This window comes from Litoreibacter sp. GN1-5 (assembly GCF_055693805.1).
Window position 1 is genome coordinate 962,309 of the sequence record NZ_JBVFUP010000001.1, and the last position, 14,549, is coordinate 976,857.

Consider the following 14,549-nt stretch of genomic DNA (forward strand, 5'->3'; position numbering starts at 1 on the left):
ACTTACTGTGGCACTTCTGTACAGGTTTCATCCAGGATTGATTTGAACCGCGGGTTTGCCAATGTCATCGTTGCACGCGCGACCAATTCGTCAAAGCGGCCTTCGACAAAGCTGAGAAGTTTGTCGGAGTTAGAGTTTTCCAGGTCTGTGGTTGCCAATGCGTGCAGCATGAAAATATCAAAGGCACAAAGCCCCTTTGGATTGCTCTCAACCAAGCTCTGCATATATTCCTCTGAGCTCCAGGGTAGATGTTTAAGATAAACCGGGAATTCCTGAAGTTTGGAATAGAATGGCGTCTCCCTGTCGAATTTTAAAATATCAACCCCGTTTGAAAAAACCTGAAACAGCTCTTCCACAAGGATGGAAGCGTAAAAGTCACGTTCCAATACAGTCAGATCATCCCTGTCGGGCTGCCGGATCAGCATATGTGCGGTTGGCCCCTTTCCGCCAAAAAAGCCGATGGCTTGTGCTGGTGATCCTATCCGTTCAAATCGATTACGGGGCAAGCCGATGGCGAAAGCCTTGTCCAGATATCGTAGGTCAGCATTAAACTTGTCCAGCGGCGCCTCACCCGAGTAGATCCGAAGGTACACGCGCTGTGCTGCGGGGCAATCTTCGATACGTTCGCCCGAAAAAACAACGGGGTCGCGTTGACCGAACACATCGCGCAACAACGCATCAAAGCCCGCGATGATTTCGCGGGATAGCGGGTGCGGCACAGCCCCAAAAAGGCAAACGGCCCCAGTGACAATTTCCTTACTGTCGAACCGCACAGGTGGCAAATCAGGATTACGCCGCAGCAATGAGGAGCGCAGATCAAAGACCCACCCTTTTTTGGCAATGGCCAGATAATCGGTCCGGTCAGGGCCAGCCGCGCTGTCTTCTACAAGAAGAAAAAACACGACAAAACCGGCGCAGAACACCCGTAATAAACGCAATCTCATAGCCCGCCCATATCACAAATTTGGCGTGACACTGAGTAAGTTTTTCACAAACACACTCATATATCTGTATTGTATCAGTCAAACAGACGCTTGATAGGGGCTGAAAATATGTATCGTAAGTTTTTGGCTGTGTTTTGTTTTTCTCTGTTTCTTGCACCCCACCTGACCAGTCAGACACAGGCGCAATCCGTGCTCTCAGGGGTTGATCTCGATTCCCCTGCGATGACGCAAGCCGACCATTCCCGCGAAGACATCATCGCGCTGATCGAGGCTGGTAAACAAATCGATCTGACCCGCGCCCGGCTGAACGGGATTGATCTAAGCGGGCTTGACCTGTCCGGCGCCACATTGCGCGCCGCACGGATGAATAATGTAAACCTTGAGGGAACAAATCTGACCGGTGCCATCATGGATCAGGTCTGGATGATGAACAGCAATCTGACTGGCGCTGTTCTGGACGGGGCAAGCCTGTTCCAGACACAATTCTTGAAGGCCGATCTCAGCAATGCATCTTTTGTAGGCGCGCGCACAGCATCGGACTTCACCCGCGCCAATCTGACTGGCGCAAACTTTACAGAAGCCAATTTCTCAGCCGATATGACCAATCAATCCATGGGGCTGATGCGTGGTGTCTTGCGGAAAGTAAACGCAAAGGGTGCAAATTTCACTGGCGCAAACTTCATGCGGGCAGATCTGGAATTTGCCGATCTGTCCAAGGCGAACCTAACCGGGGCCAATATGATGGGAACCACCATGGCTGGCGCGGATTTGACAGGGGCGATTGTGACCGAGGCCCAATTCGGCGATGCAGACCTGACCAGCACGCGTCTGGTGGCACTGATTGGCGAGGCGCAAACGCAATTTCAGAACGCCAAGAACCTTGACCGCGCCTTTCGCAACTAAGCGCGAAAGGTCAGTTCAGCCGCCTCATTACTGGCAAACGCATGCGCTTTCTCTTTCATCTTCGTATGAAGCGGTGATTTGATACAAACCGGGTCCGTTGCCGCAGGATCACCCGCAATCGCCATGGCCTGACACCGACATCCGCCAAAATCAAGTGTCTTGCGGTCACAGGACCGACAAGGCTCCTGCATCCAGTCATCGCCGCGATAGGCGTTGAAAGCAGCGCCCTTGTACCAGATATCAGCCAATGGCGTGTCACGCGCATTGTCAAAACTCAGGCTCTTGATCGTCTGAGCCGCATGACAGGGCAGAACCAATCCATCTGGCGCGATGTTGAGGCCAGTCGTTCCCCACCCGCCCATGCAGCGCTTGGGGTATTCGCTGTGGTAATCAGCAGGCACATAGTCGATGACCAGCACGCCCTTCAGCCGCTCACGCGCTTCAGCAACGATGCTGCTGGCTTCCTGCGCCTGCTCAAGCGTCGGCATCATCGCATCACGGTTTAGCATGGCCCAACCGTGGAACTGCACGATTGCAACCTCGATCCGACGCGCTTTCATCTCGACCGCCATCTCAATGGCACGGGGCAGTTGGTGCAGGTTCTGCCGATGCATAACGGCATTGAGGGTCAGCGGGAAACCGATTTCCCCGATCCAGCTTGCCACTATCATCTTGCGCTCAAACCCACCGCGATAGCCGCCGATCCTGTCGGCCATTTCCGCATCCGTGCCTTGCAGGGACAGCTGCACATGATCAAGCCCCGCCTCATCCAAGTCCTTCAGCCGCCGTTCTGTTAAACCAATCGCCGACGTAATGAGGTTCGTATAGAGCCCCGCGTCGCGTGCCGCAGCCACAAGCTCAACCAAATCACGCCGAGACGCAGGTTCCCCACCTGACAAATGCAGTTGCAAAACCCCAAGCTCTGCGGCCTGACGGAACACATCCCCCCATGTCTCGGTTGAAAGCTCTGCCTCTTTCTTCGCCAATTCAATTGGGTTTGAACAGTAAGGGCAGGATAACGGGCACCGGTGCGTCAGCTCTGCCAGCATTGCAAGGGGCGCAGCTATAGTCATGGGCGTACCTCGAGAATACGACGATCCATCAGACCGATGATAAATGCCCCGGCATCCTGCGCGATTTGGTCTGTCGGGGCATCGTATTTTTGCGCCAGCGTTTCGACGATCGTATCGAAACTCCGCGCGCCGTCGATCTCATCCAGGATCGCATGGCCAATAGGATCAAGGTTGATCGTGCGCTCCGGGGCCAGCAAAACCCATGTCTTGCGCAGTTGGTCAAAATGCATCCGCACCCCACGCGGGATAAGTGGTATTGCGTCACGCGCCAGCGTCATGACGCTTTCGCATGATCAGAAAGCATGAACGTCCCCGGCTGCCACGCCCCCGGCGGAATACGTGCTGGGTCCACATAGGCCGAATGAAGCGCGTCAAGCTGCGACCACAAAACATCGGTCTTGAAAATCAGCGCCTGCGCCGCAGCATCCTGTTTCTCGGCGGTATCGGCGTGATCCAGCACCCAGGACAGACCAAAAGCCACGTCTTTTGGCGCTTCTTTCAACCTGTTTCTGAAATATGACAGGCTTTTGTCGTCAGCGAAGGCATAGTTTGCAAGCAAACCCTCAATCCGTTGCGCATGAATTTTCGGCGCAAACAGTTCGGTCAACGACGCAGCGACGGCTTCTAGCAAAGTTTTGTCGCGCACAAAACGCACATAGGCATCGACCGCGAAACGCGTCGCAGGCAGCACACCTTCTTTGCTGGCAACATAGCTCCGGTCCAGACCGACTGCATCAGCAAGACGCAGCCAGCGTTCAATGCCGCCTTCGTTTTCCGATGTCCCGTCATGATCCTCAATCCGCGAACGCCATGCACGGCGTAGTGCCGGATCTTCGACCCTGCTCATGAAGGCCGCGTCTTTCATCGGGATGCTGGCCTGATAGTAGAAGCGGTTGATCACCCAGGCACGCACCTGATCGGGGGAACACCCGCCGGAATGAAGCAAATGGTGAAACGGGTGTTTGTCGTGATATCGCTCAGCCCCGATTTGGCGCAGTCGGGCCTCAAAAGATTCTTGTGAGGGGGTCATAGCACTATCTCCATTCCATCTTGAGCAATTGTCCAGCCGGCGACCTCAGCTTCACGCCGCTGATCGGAGTCCGGGCGAAGTATAGGGTTTGTGTTGTTCATGTGAACATAGACCTTGCGGCGCACATCCAGCCCGTCAAACGCGGCAATCGAGCCCTCGGGCCCGGACATTGACATATGCCCCATACGTAGCCCTGTTTTTTGACTGAGGCCCGCGCGAACCATTTCATCATCCTGCCACAACGTGCCGTCAAAAAACACCAGTTCCGCACCCTGAAGCCGTGCGCGCAAATCAGCGCGGAATGTCGAGCATCCGGGAATATAGTACACATTCTGTCCTGCTGCCTGCAGATGAACCCCGACTGTTTGCTCCCCTTCCAAGTCGGTTTGAACGGTTTCGCCTTCAAGATACAACGGCACTTTGCCCGGCACCGCGAACAGTTCCGCCGTCAGGCCCGGCGCAATTTCAACCGGCGTACCAAGCTCGACCGTCTGTCGGCGCACGACATCCGGATTAAGCGCCGCAAATACCGGATTATCGTCCAGAAACTTGTGGATTTCGCTGGTCGCAAACAAGACAAACGGTTGTTGTTCACGCAGTGTCAGAAGCCCCGCAATATGGTCAATGTCGCCATTGGTCAGCAGCACCGACTTTAAAGGGCTTTCTCGCAAACCTGTAGGGTGTAGCGCAGATGACCGCTCCAGTTGAACCCGTATATCAGGTGAAGCATTCAGAAGGGTCCAGTCAGCACCATTCGCGCTGAAGGCAACCGATGATTGCGTTTGAGACGGGATTTTCCCGGCGCGGGCAAGGTTGCAGTTTTTACAACCGCAATTCCACTGAGGCAGCCCACCACCCGCAGCGGCCCCCAGAATATGTGCGCGGAATTTCATTCAAACCTCCGCGCACTTTGTCTTCAGAACAGCCCGTCGTTGTCGCGACCGTCGCCCTCGCCGTCAGGGCCATACATATTGATTTCCATGCCGCATTCGATTTCGCGGATAACCGGTTTCGTCCAAGCCATAGCTTTTCCTCCAAGATGACTGACTATGTAGCGCAAGTATTCTCAGCGAACGGCAAACGGTCAAACCTTATGTTCTAAGAAGAAAATAAGAGAGCCATATGCCCCAGGCCGTCAGTCACTGCGTCTTCAAGGGTTCCAATATAAACCCGCGACTTCTTATCGTTTTGATTTGAAAGCCAAAATCAGAGAGCGACAGAAGTTTCTTTCGCAAATAGCCGATATAGACGTCGACAACATTCTCGGAAGACGTTCCCTCATCTGCCCAAAGTGTATCAAAGATTTCACCGCGTGACAGAACGGCACCCTCATGCTTAACCAATATTTCCAGAAGCGAGAATTCTCTTTCTGTCAGGGTTACTTGACCACCCGGGGATCGTATCACGCGGGCTTGCGGGTCCAGAACCAGAGCAGGCTTTTCAGGGCTGTCTGAACGCTTTTCCTGCACTTTCAGGCGTGCCACCAACTCATCAAAGGAAAACGGCTTCACAATGTAGTCATTCGCCCCCGCATCAAGGCCAAGCGCCCGGTCCTCGATCTCTGACAGTGCACTCAACATCAAAACCGGTTTGGAATTGCCCTCCCGGCGCACCGATCTGACCAGGGCAATTCCGCTTTCATCGCCGATCATCACATCCACAATTGCGGCCGACACCCGCGTCTCGCGGAACCGGATCAATGCAGCACCAACGGAACTTTCACTGACTGTCGCATAGCCCTGCATCTGAAGACCGCGTGCAAGAGCCGCGCTTATCTCTGCATCATCATCAACGATCAGAATTGTGTTCTGTTCAACTTGCGTCATTGCCGAAATGCTATGCCAAGTTCAATGGAAAGCAAACCGTGACCATAGTCCCAGGTGCGTCACCAAGCCGATATGGCTCCGGCACGGGGCTCATTAGATCGATATGACCTCCTTGTGCCTCGACAACCCATCTGGCAAGCGATAACCCGATCCCGAACCCTGCATTCTTGGTGTCCGGACCGCTCTGTTCAAAACGCTCCAATACCCGGCCCAATTCCTCGTCAGACAAGCCTGCCCCATTATCAATGATCCTGACCTTGCCTGTCCCATCCTCTGTTTCTGCCGCCAAATGGATTATGCCGCCAGCCTTTGCGTGACGTATGCAATTCTCAATCAGGCTCGCGATCACCTGGCGGACCCAGTTTGGATCAACCTGCACGATGGTTTGCGTAGCCCTGCTTTCACTAAGCGACATACCTGCAGCTGTGACAGGGGCGCGCATCTCTTCGATGGCTTCGCGCATGGCCATACCCAGATCAACGGGCTCTGAGGCCAGCGTGATCTGCCCCGACTCTGAACGCGCAACCCGTAGCAGGTCGTCAATCCGACGGTTCAGCCGCTTCGCACGGCTTTGAATGATCTCAAGGGATTTCTCAGCACCCCCGCCTTTCAAGGCCAGTTCAGTCTCCATCAGGATGACGGTCAGCGGCGTGCGTAGCTCGTGGCTTATATCAGCAAAAAACCTGCGTCTGTTTTCATCTGTTCTGGCAAGCTCGGCGTTTGCGCTACGCAATTCCTCCGTCCGCTCGGTGACCACCTGATTGAGCCGAGCCCATTCGTCGTCCACCTTTGCCTTACGCTTTGCCAAAAAACCGGCCATCCGATTGGTTGCATCAAAAACCTGCCCGATCTCATCATGACTTTTGACCGGTAGAGAAACGGCAAAGTTTTCCTTGCCGATTTCTTCTGATGCGCGGCGCAAAATATCGAGGCGCGACATTTGCGGACGGACCAAACCCAGATAGAACCCTAGCAACAATACCAACGCCAAAACGGCTACGGCCATGGCCAACCAGGTCAGCCGGGTGCGCAACGCCGAGATATCGGCAATCGTTTCATCGCGTGCACGGCGCTCTTCGGTGATTGCAGCGTTAAGAAGCGGGTCAAAGCCAATTGAAAAGGTATTGATCAACCCTTGGGATCGCGCCCGGTTTCGATCTTGAGATGCCTCAAGAACATCTTCAAGTGTCGCATTGAAGAGCGCTTCCATCCGTGCAATCCCAAGGCTTCGGGTTGCCCGGCGTGATTGTTCATCCAACCCGCTTTGCTCGGCTTCCGAGACGGCGATCTCGAGATCGCGACGTAACTGGGCAAAGGTTTGTCTGACGTTTTCCGTCAAACCATCCAGCCGGGTTCTCAGGGCTTGCTCTTCCAGTCCAGATTGCGACGCCTCATACACAACCACAATGAACGAACCCACCTGCGAGGCCAAAATCGAGAACCGCTGCATACGTTGTTCGGCAAGAAGCGCAGTCTCGATCCGCTGGGACATTTGCGACATCCCGTAGATCGTCAGCAGACTTGCCAGAACAGCCACGATACTGATCAGCCCCGCGCCAAGGCCCAGCTTCGCCTTGAGCGAATTAAGGGATCTCACCATTAAAGCATTTCCCCGCCCCCTGCCCAACCTCTCATGAGGCAGCTATGCGGCGCCAGCGGGTGACACGGCGCTCAAAAACCTTGATCACAGCATATTCCAACACCAGCATCAGGGCGACGAAACTGAGGGAATACGCAAGCACATAGCCGGTCTCGAAAAGCTGAAAGTAAAGGTGAATCTGAAAGCCGATCCCGTTGCTGCGGCCCAGAAATTCGACCACCAGAACGATCTTCCAGATTATTGCCAACCCATTTCGCGTGCTCGCCGCAATGAACGGCCAAAGCTGCGGCAGGATAATATGACGCAACCGTGCGGCTGAGCTCATCCGAAAGGCACGCGCCATCTCTGCCAGTTTCGGATCAAGCGCGTGTACGCCTTCGCGGATCGTCACCGCCACCATAGCGGTTTTGTTCAACGCTACAGCCGTGATAGCAGCGGTCTCGTTCAAACCGATCCACAGATAACATAACACAATCACGACCAACGCAGGCACATTCAGAAACACTACCAGCCATGTTCCAAACCAGCGATCAAGCGCATTGCTGAAGCCCATGGCGATGCCGATCACCAGCCCAAACCCCATCGCCAAGGTGAACGCCGCCGCAACGCGCCAAAGCGTGGCCATCATATGATGTGGCAATTCGCCTGATGCCGTTTCGGCCAGCATGATCTGCCACACGGCACCGGGCGTCGGCAGCGCCACCGGGTTGTCTGCGATCCATGCCGCCACAATCCAAAGCGCAATCAGCCCCAGAAGAGAGATCACAGCCACAGGGGCCTGTATTTGCGTGTCCGATTGCGCCATGCCGTGAGAGTGTCACGAAACTCTATCCCGGCCCAAGATTAAAATGCGCGCATTATACCTAAGTCGGATATGGGCTTCTCAATTGTCTGTATAGCTTTAGCCCCATATCGAATAGTGTTACGGTGTTTTATGCGACCTACCGCCTTAATGTCATAATGCCGCTGAAAAGACTTTACGTATGATAACCGGACTTCAACAGCAGGCAATCGAATGAGCGGCCTTTGCGTTACCGATCTGAGTTACAGCTATGGCACCAAGAAAGCATTGAAAGATGTAAGTTTCTCGCTTGATGCAGGTGTGTTTTGCGCGCTTCTGGGCCCCAATGGCGCAGGAAAATCAACACTCTTCAACCTGCTGACCCGGCTGTTTGTCTCACCCCAAGGCAGTATCGAAATCGCAGGCCATAACCTTTCGAGGCACCCCCGCGCGGCTTTGGCGCAGCTTGGCATCGTGTTCCAGCAAACCACGCTCGACCTTGATCTCACGGTGCGCCAGAACCTGAACTACTTCGCGGCACTTCACGGACTATCCAGACGCGACACGCGCACACGCATTGACGCAGCACTTGACCGGCTCGACATGCTGGAGCGCGCTGATGAAAAGGCACGTGCATTGAACGGTGGACATCGCAGGCGCGCCGAAATCGCCCGCGCACTGATCCACAAACCCTCTGTCCTACTTCTGGATGAGCCGACCGTTGGTTTGGATGCCGCCGCACGCGCCGCAATCACAGAGCACGTCCATACCCTGATAGAAGACGGAACCACCGTTCTTTGGGCCACGCATCTGACCGACGAGGTAAGACCCGATGACCGCCTTGTGATCCTGCATCAGGCCTGCGTTCTGGCGGATGGCATCGCACAAGAGATTGGCGGAGATAGCCCGCTTCAAGATGTCTTTCTCGAAATCACCACGGCCCCCGCATGAGCGCGTATCTGACCTCTCTGCGTGCCATTGTGACCCGTGAGGCCCTGCGTTTCATTCACCAGCGCGAGCGCTTTATTGCAGCATTGGTACGACCGCTAGTCTGGCTGTTGGTCTTTGCTGCAGGCTTTCGTGCAGCGCTGGGCCTGAGCATCATTCCACCATACCAGACCTACGTAACTTACGAGACTTATATTGTGCCGGGTTTATGCGGGATGATCCTGCTTTTTAACGGCATGCAATCTTCGCTGAGCCTTGTTTATGACCGTGAAATGGGCTCCTTGAAGTTGCTGCTGACCAGCCCTTTACCGCGCTGGTGGCTGTTATTCTGCAAGTTGCTGGGGTCAACGGCAATCTCGGTCATACAGGTCTACGCTTTTCTTGCAATCGCAGCCGCTTTTGGCATTACAATGCCAGCATTGGGCTATATCACAGTGCTTCCGGCGTTGATTGTAGCGGGCATCATGCTGGGGGCGTTGGGGCTTCTTCTTTCAAGCTTCATCAAGCAGTTGGAGAATTTTGCAGGGGTGATGAACTTTGTAATCTTTCCGATGTTCTTTCTGTCCTCAGCGCTCTATCCACTGTGGAAAATGGCCGAGTCGTCGGAAATGTTGCGCGACATCTGCGCCGTAAACCCCTTTACACATGCGGTCGAGCTGATCCGTTTCGCTTTATACACAAGCTTCAATGGCCCCGCTTTGGTGTGGACACTGCTGGCGGGGGGCCTTTTCACCGCTGCGGCACTGTGGGGCTATAACCCGGCGCGGACCGGGATGCGCCGCAAAGGTTGAGCGCATCTTATGAATGAGGCGAGGCCCCCTCTAACTTGAAATAAGTTCCGGTGTTTTGCATGTCAGAAGTGATCTGCGCGGGGCTGCCGCCCAATGTTACGATCCGGCTTGCAAGCTTGCGCGCCTCTGCCTCGACATGGGTGACAATAATCGTCGTGATCTGGTGTAGTGCGCGCAGCTTGGCGAACAGCGTCATCATTTCTTCAACCAGCGCTGGATCAAGGGAGACGTAGGGTTCATCCATCAACAAAAGGTCTGGCTTAACCGCGAAAGCCCGCGCAAGGGACAGCCGCCTCTGCTGACCAAGCGAAAGCTGTGCGGGAAAGTCCGCACCGCGCCCGCCCAACCCCACATCTTCAAGCGCGGCATCTGCGTCTTGCGGCGATACGCAGGCGGTGATTACGATGTTGTCCCGCAAATTACGCCATGGCAGCAGGGTTGGTTCCTGAAAGACCATTGCGGCTTTGCCTTGTATCTGACATTGCCCCTGATACCCGGCCTCAAGCCCTGCGATAATCCGCAGAAGCGATGTTTTACCGACACCTGACGGACCAACGAGAGCCAGCGTCTCGGTGCGAAGGACTTGTAAAGACATCTCACCAAGAATGGGCGCATCCCCATAGACAAGCCCTGTCAGCTGCAGGTCAAGAACGGGCAGCGTATCGCCTGTTCCGAATTGTGTGTGGTCCGCGCTCATTCCACGTAAAGTATCATTTGCTGCCTTGGTAGAAAGTACCATCCGGCAATTCTGTAGCCTTGCCCAGCAGATCTTCGCCGCCCAGTTCTGCCATGAGCGTCAACATCCGGCCCGCTGCCGCTTCATCAATCGGCCCCTCGGCGGGAATGCCAGCGCGAAACCCCGCAATCAGCGCCTCGAACTGAGCATCAGATTTGGCGTTCATCTTGGGACGCAGGCGTTCCCACTCGGCATCATCGGTTGCCAAAATATCCTTCGCCGCGCGCGAGGCCCGGGCCAGACCATCGACCATTGCCGGATTTTCGCGCAGCATCTCGCCTTTCACAACATAGCCCAAAAGTGGCGTTTCTGGATCAAGACCTAGAATCCCGTGCCGCATCAGAAACATCGATCAGCTTGCGCATACCGGCAACCTCCATCTTGGCCATGAAGTGCCAAAAATTGATCGCGGCGCCGATTTCACCCGACAAGGCAGAGTTGAAAATCAGCGGCGGTGCTCCAAACACCTGCTCAGTCTCGCTCACAAGGTCCATGTTATAGTTTTTCTCTGCATAGGCCCGCAAAATCAGCCAGCTTTTGTCGAGCGGCCCGCCTGCGATACCAATCTTGCCCCCCGTCAGGTCCTGAATGCTTTGCGCAGAACTATCCGCCCCGACCATCACGCCGCCAACGGCTTTGGAATATGGGATAAACACATAATCCCGACCCGCAGCGCGCTGTCGCGCGACCCATAACCAATCCGACACGATGACATCCGTCTCACCACCCTGAAACGAGACTTGCGCAGCAGAACTGCCCGCCACCCCCTGAACGTCCAACGTAAAGCCGTTTTCCGTATCAAGCCCATGATGTTTGATCGTATTCAGCTCCCAATTCACGGTGCCGAATTTCAGGACGGCAGCCCGCAATGTTGGCGCATCGGCCCACACAGCGGTGGTTAGAAAAGCAGCTGTAACTGCACCGCCAATCAATTTCATGAATATCATTTGTTCCTCCCTATTTGGCGACAGACTATCAGCATCCTGCCAAGCTGAAATACGACTAAAGGCGCGGGCAGTATGATATGACTAGGATTGGCACGTATGGACCGCCAGACAATCTTGACCCACACGCACGATTAGAAACGAAGAGATTTAATATCCGTGGACCTCATGTAACGAAGCTGACAGCTATTGGCGAAACGACCTGCGCTCTGACCAATTGCTTAAGGAACATATGAAGCGGCCGCGATCAATCTTCTGACGTCTCTTAGTCCCACTTTGCCTTTGTAGAATTTCGCCCCTTGGTTCACGTTTATAAGTGCCTGATAAAGAACATCCGGGTTCGCCTTGGCAACGGTGGTCGCGTTGCTGTTGCCAGCGGCGAGAAGTGCCTTCGCATATCTAGGGCTGACCCATTGAATGCGACACAGATCGGAGATTGCGGCAAGTTCGGTCAAATCCTCCACATCTACACCGATTTCCTTGGCCAAGGCGCTTGTTTTGTTGGGTGCCACATCGAACAGTTTCTGGGTGTTTGTCATGCCTGCATTCGTGAGCTTCGTGACGGTGTCGCTATCCAGCCAGTCCATTTCACTTAGCGATCTTGGTTTTGGAAAATACCCGTTAACCGTCCGTTTGAGCAATTGAAGATAGCCGGAATCGATACCTGTCTCTTTGGACAGGGACGCCAACGATTTCTGCGACTTAAGCGCGACCCGAAGATCCGCCAGAGAGGTCATGCCTGCTGCATGAAGGGCGCTCATTTTGGCACTGAGCCCATGTAGCAAAGGCTCTTGGCTTGGAATCAAATCAGAGCTTTCCAGACGCTTTTGTAAAGCGGCAAGATCGGTCGATGTCTCGTCAAGGTAATAGCTTGTTGTCACGATCCACCTTTCAGGCTGACACTCATATCGCGCGATACGTATTGCGAGGCTTAATACAAAGTGTTGGTTCCAAGACTATCGCGCATCACGCTCTGGAGGCGTTTTTGCTTGCAGGGAAACCCACCAGATCACGCCTGCCCCAATCAAGAAAACTCCGAAACCCGCGAAGAAGAGGCAGATAAAAAGCATTGGGGAAATGGTCATGTTGTCCTCGCTCTGAGTTACTGAAGCTCGTGCCTGCGTTCTGCATTTTATGTGAGTTGCGAAAACAAGCTTTGACATGCGTCAATGTGGGTATGACTGCGATGAGCAAGGCATTGTAGAAAATCAAACCTACCGCGTCAGAGCTAAGTTTTTAACGTGGATGACTACGCCAGCTATTCCAAACGATGCGGACCTAATTGCAAGCTGGATGGCGCAACTCCGCGAAGTTTGCGAAAAGCCCGGTAAAAGGATGAATAGTCGCTGAAGCCCGCATCCACTGCAGCCTTTGCCAATGTATAATGCGCATTGTCCTGGACCAATCGCTCCACGTTTTCGAGCCGCAACATAGTGCGATACCTTACCATGCTCACGCCAACCTGACGGCGAAACAGGGCGCCAAGATGATCTGCGCTCACGCCCGCCACCTTGACCACGTCCGCGATGGAACTGCGAGGATTATCTCTGATGGCCGTCAACGCACGCGCCACGCCGGGATGTGTGCCATCCTGACCTTGGTGTTGCGCATGCTGCCAATGGTGCCAAAGCCGATGCATCCACCAGCTCATCCCGATTTCCAGTGTGGTGAGATGATCCAGAGCAATAAGATGTGACGCAGCGTCCGACAGTTCAAGAAAAGCATGCTCCTTGAGGCTTTTGGCTTGGCGCGGAGCGGTGCCATCAGAATGTTCAATTTTCGGATGCGTTGGAGGATTCTCAAGCATACATGGCGAGATGACCGCAACAATCAGGTCGGCATCTGCGCTCTCGTTTATCAGAAAGTGGCTGTCACCGGGATATGCGATCAGCAAACTGCGCGGACGCAAGTGGACAATTGTCCCGTTGATGAAATAGCTCACCTGCCCTCTGGTACAGATCAGAACATTCAGTTCCGGCAAGCGGCGTGGCGCCGGGTCATAACGCCTGCGCGTACTGCGCAGCCAAATTCGGCAGCGTTCTCCAGCGTCAAGAAGCCGAACAATCGCGATTTCATTCACATCAGTCATTTCTAGGAAAATACAATGAATATGCCGAAATATGCAATTTATTGAGTATTATACCGAGTTATAATTAGGAAAGATCAATAACTATCTGGTGCCAACAATGTCGGACATACCTGCATTTTTCAAAGAAAATGGCTATTACCATGCCAAATCCGTATTCGCACGCGATACGCTCAACGAACTTAAAACAGAGTTTGACCGCATAGTAGGTCAACTCAACAAGAGCGGCGATCAGTTAGACGCGACCTGGGACGGAACACAGACCAGCAAACTGGCCAGTGCGAATGATGTCATACTGCACACCCATAATGTACAGCGTTATTCGCGCGTGTGGCTTAACGCGTTTCTGAATGAACGCTTCCTAAAAGTGGCACGACAGATTATCGGAAATGATATTATCCTGCATCATTCAAAGCTGTTTCAGAAACCTTCGGAACACGGCTCTCCCTTTCCCATGCATCAGGATTGGCCTTATTTTCCGACGTATAATGACAGCATGATCGCAGGCATCATCCATGTTTCGGACGCCACCGACGAAATGGGCTGCTTGCGGGTCTATCCAGGGTCGCACAAGCTGGGCCGGATCGAGGGCGCAAATGGCCGTCAAGAGAACAAAATATTGGATCGGTATCCGATCAAACAGGCGAAGGTACTGGAGGCAGAGGCTGGCGATGTGCTGTTCTTCCACTATTTCACCCTGCACGGGTCGATGCCCAATCGCTCTGACCGGACTCGCAAGACAGTTCTTTGCCAGATTTACGATGGGGCGGACCGCATTGAGGACGGAAACCAGCACCCAAATGAGCAACTTGTTCTGAGCGGCTGGAACCACGCAATTTCAAGGCTGGCGGCTGGCGCACCAAGGTAAATGTTTCGAAACAACAACA

Annotated in this window: 18 protein-coding genes; 4 read left to right on the forward strand and 14 right to left on the reverse strand. The window is 54.0% G+C overall.

The genetic code is table 11. From position 1 onward, the window contains the following. Positions 1-2: 2 nt before the first annotated feature. Positions 3-944: a hypothetical protein gene (locus ACZ1HF_RS04940; RefSeq protein ID WP_472656457.1), complete on the reverse strand. Its 942-nt coding sequence runs from the start codon at positions 942-944 to the stop codon at positions 3-5. Between the two features lie 108 nt (positions 945-1,052). Between ACZ1HF_RS04940 and ACZ1HF_RS04945 the strand changes: the two genes are divergently transcribed. Beyond that, complete coding sequence (locus ACZ1HF_RS04945; RefSeq protein ID WP_472656458.1) at positions 1,053-1,847, forward strand: pentapeptide repeat-containing protein; 795 nt, start codon at positions 1,053-1,055, stop codon at positions 1,845-1,847. On the opposite strand, the gene pqqE is transcribed toward ACZ1HF_RS04945, so the two are convergent. The 8 genes from pqqE to ACZ1HF_RS04985 all read right to left on the reverse strand — a co-directional run bounded on the left by pqqE (position 1,844) and on the right by ACZ1HF_RS04985 (position 8,181). After that, positions 1,844-2,920, reverse strand: a complete 1,077-nt coding sequence (pqqE, locus tag ACZ1HF_RS04950; RefSeq protein WP_472656459.1) for a pyrroloquinoline quinone biosynthesis protein PqqE — start codon at positions 2,918-2,920, stop codon at positions 1,844-1,846. The genes ACZ1HF_RS04945 and pqqE overlap by 4 nt on opposite strands. After that, entirely contained in the window at positions 2,917-3,198 is a 282-nt protein-coding gene (gene pqqD, locus ACZ1HF_RS04955) for a pyrroloquinoline quinone biosynthesis peptide chaperone PqqD (protein WP_472656460.1), read from the reverse strand. The genes pqqE and pqqD overlap by 4 nt, the downstream gene beginning before the upstream one ends. Next, on the reverse strand, positions 3,195-3,950 hold the full coding sequence (gene pqqC / locus ACZ1HF_RS04960) for a pyrroloquinoline-quinone synthase PqqC (RefSeq protein WP_472656461.1): 756 nt from the start codon (positions 3,948-3,950) through the stop codon (positions 3,195-3,197). The genes pqqD and pqqC overlap by 4 nt, the downstream gene beginning before the upstream one ends. Beyond that, a complete protein-coding gene (gene pqqB / locus ACZ1HF_RS04965) occupies positions 3,947-4,843 on the reverse strand; it encodes a pyrroloquinoline quinone biosynthesis protein PqqB (RefSeq protein WP_472656462.1) in 897 nt (298 codons plus the stop codon). The genes pqqC and pqqB overlap by 4 nt, the downstream gene beginning before the upstream one ends. A 23-nt stretch (positions 4,844-4,866) precedes the next feature. Further along, complete coding sequence (gene pqqA, locus ACZ1HF_RS04970) at positions 4,867-4,974, reverse strand: pyrroloquinoline quinone precursor peptide PqqA (protein WP_472656463.1); 108 nt, start codon at positions 4,972-4,974, stop codon at positions 4,867-4,869. A gap of 115 nt (positions 4,975-5,089) precedes the next feature. After that, positions 5,090-5,776 carry a response regulator transcription factor gene (locus tag ACZ1HF_RS04975; RefSeq protein ID WP_472656464.1) on the reverse strand — a complete coding sequence of 229 codons (687 nt, stop codon included), beginning with the start codon at positions 5,774-5,776 and terminating at the stop codon, positions 5,090-5,092. A gap of 10 nt (positions 5,777-5,786) precedes the next feature. Next, positions 5,787-7,376, reverse strand: a complete 1,590-nt coding sequence (locus tag ACZ1HF_RS04980) for a sensor histidine kinase (protein WP_472656465.1) — start codon at positions 7,374-7,376, stop codon at positions 5,787-5,789. 31 nt (positions 7,377-7,407) lie between these two features. Then, positions 7,408-8,181, reverse strand: coding sequence for an ABC transporter permease (locus tag ACZ1HF_RS04985; RefSeq protein WP_472656466.1), 774 nt, complete (start codon positions 8,179-8,181; stop codon positions 7,408-7,410). Positions 8,182-8,391: 210 nt separating this feature from the next. On the opposite strand from ACZ1HF_RS04985, the gene ACZ1HF_RS04990 reads away from it, so the two are divergent. Further along, positions 8,392-9,108 (forward strand): ABC transporter ATP-binding protein, encoded by a 717-nt coding sequence (locus ACZ1HF_RS04990; RefSeq protein ID WP_472656467.1) that lies wholly within the window; start codon positions 8,392-8,394, stop codon positions 9,106-9,108. Beyond that, positions 9,105-9,896 (forward strand): ABC transporter permease, encoded by a 792-nt coding sequence (locus ACZ1HF_RS04995; RefSeq protein ID WP_472656468.1) that lies wholly within the window; start codon positions 9,105-9,107, stop codon positions 9,894-9,896. Before ACZ1HF_RS04990 ends, ACZ1HF_RS04995 begins: the two co-directional genes overlap by 4 nt. Positions 9,897-9,903: 7 nt before the next feature. Here the strand turns inward: ACZ1HF_RS04995 and ACZ1HF_RS05000 are convergent, their stop codons facing one another. The 5 genes from ACZ1HF_RS05000 to ACZ1HF_RS05020 form a co-directional block, all read right to left on the reverse strand. Beyond that, positions 9,904-10,593, reverse strand: a complete 690-nt coding sequence (locus ACZ1HF_RS05000) for an ABC transporter ATP-binding protein (RefSeq protein ID WP_472656469.1) — start codon at positions 10,591-10,593, stop codon at positions 9,904-9,906. Positions 10,594-10,606: 13 nt separating this feature from the next. Continuing rightward, a complete protein-coding gene (locus tag ACZ1HF_RS05005) occupies positions 10,607-10,972 on the reverse strand; it encodes a hypothetical protein (RefSeq protein ID WP_472656470.1) in 366 nt (121 codons plus the stop codon). Continuing rightward, positions 10,947-11,579 (reverse strand): ABC transporter substrate-binding protein, encoded by a 633-nt coding sequence (locus ACZ1HF_RS05010; RefSeq protein WP_472656471.1) that lies wholly within the window; start codon positions 11,577-11,579, stop codon positions 10,947-10,949. The genes ACZ1HF_RS05005 and ACZ1HF_RS05010 overlap by 26 nt, the downstream gene beginning before the upstream one ends. 218 nt (positions 11,580-11,797) lie before the next feature. Beyond that, positions 11,798-12,457: a DUF4332 domain-containing protein gene (locus tag ACZ1HF_RS05015; protein WP_472656472.1), complete on the reverse strand. Its 660-nt coding sequence runs from the start codon at positions 12,455-12,457 to the stop codon at positions 11,798-11,800. A gap of 377 nt (positions 12,458-12,834) precedes the next feature. Beyond that, on the reverse strand, positions 12,835-13,665 hold the full coding sequence (locus ACZ1HF_RS05020) for an AraC family transcriptional regulator (protein WP_472656473.1): 831 nt from the start codon (positions 13,663-13,665) through the stop codon (positions 12,835-12,837). 97 nt (positions 13,666-13,762) lie between these two features. Between ACZ1HF_RS05020 and ACZ1HF_RS05025 the strand changes: the two genes are divergently transcribed. Next, positions 13,763-14,530, forward strand: coding sequence for a phytanoyl-CoA dioxygenase family protein (locus ACZ1HF_RS05025; RefSeq protein WP_472656474.1), 768 nt, complete (start codon positions 13,763-13,765; stop codon positions 14,528-14,530). The last annotated feature ends 19 nt before the right edge of the window (positions 14,531-14,549 follow it).

Excerpts from the sequence above, each read along its gene's own strand:
- ACZ1HF_RS04940 (WP_472656457.1), bottom strand. The coding sequence starts at position 944 with ATGAGATTGCGTTTATTACGGGTGTTCTGCGCCGGTTTTGTCGTGTTT.
- ACZ1HF_RS04945 (WP_472656458.1), top strand. The coding sequence starts at position 1,053 with ATGTATCGTAAGTTTTTGGCTGTGTTTTGTTTTTCTCTGTTTCTTGCA.
- pqqE (WP_472656459.1), bottom strand. The coding sequence starts at position 2,920 with ATGACTATAGCTGCGCCCCTTGCAATGCTGGCAGAGCTGACGCACCGG.
- pqqD (WP_472656460.1), bottom strand. The coding sequence starts at position 3,198 with ATGACGCTGGCGCGTGACGCAATACCACTTATCCCGCGTGGGGTGCGG.
- pqqC (WP_472656461.1), bottom strand. The coding sequence starts at position 3,950 with ATGACCCCCTCACAAGAATCTTTTGAGGCCCGACTGCGCCAAATCGGG.
- pqqB (WP_472656462.1), bottom strand. The coding sequence starts at position 4,843 with ATGAAATTCCGCGCACATATTCTGGGGGCCGCTGCGGGTGGTGGGCTG.
- pqqA (WP_472656463.1), bottom strand. The coding sequence starts at position 4,974 with ATGGCTTGGACGAAACCGGTTATCCGCGAAATCGAATGCGGCATGGAA.
- ACZ1HF_RS04975 (WP_472656464.1), bottom strand. The coding sequence starts at position 5,776 with ATGACGCAAGTTGAACAGAACACAATTCTGATCGTTGATGATGATGCA.
- ACZ1HF_RS04980 (WP_472656465.1), bottom strand. The coding sequence starts at position 7,376 with ATGGTGAGATCCCTTAATTCGCTCAAGGCGAAGCTGGGCCTTGGCGCG.
- ACZ1HF_RS04985 (WP_472656466.1), bottom strand. The coding sequence starts at position 8,181 with ATGGCGCAATCGGACACGCAAATACAGGCCCCTGTGGCTGTGATCTCT.
- ACZ1HF_RS04990 (WP_472656467.1), top strand. The coding sequence starts at position 8,392 with ATGAGCGGCCTTTGCGTTACCGATCTGAGTTACAGCTATGGCACCAAG.
- ACZ1HF_RS04995 (WP_472656468.1), top strand. The coding sequence starts at position 9,105 with ATGAGCGCGTATCTGACCTCTCTGCGTGCCATTGTGACCCGTGAGGCC.
- ACZ1HF_RS05000 (WP_472656469.1), bottom strand. The coding sequence starts at position 10,593 with ATGAGCGCGGACCACACACAATTCGGAACAGGCGATACGCTGCCCGTT.
- ACZ1HF_RS05005 (WP_472656470.1), bottom strand. The coding sequence starts at position 10,972 with ATGCGGCACGGGATTCTAGGTCTTGATCCAGAAACGCCACTTTTGGGC.
- ACZ1HF_RS05010 (WP_472656471.1), bottom strand. The coding sequence starts at position 11,579 with ATGATATTCATGAAATTGATTGGCGGTGCAGTTACAGCTGCTTTTCTA.
- ACZ1HF_RS05020 (WP_472656473.1), bottom strand. The coding sequence starts at position 13,665 with ATGACTGATGTGAATGAAATCGCGATTGTTCGGCTTCTTGACGCTGGA.
- ACZ1HF_RS05025 (WP_472656474.1), top strand. The coding sequence starts at position 13,763 with ATGTCGGACATACCTGCATTTTTCAAAGAAAATGGCTATTACCATGCC.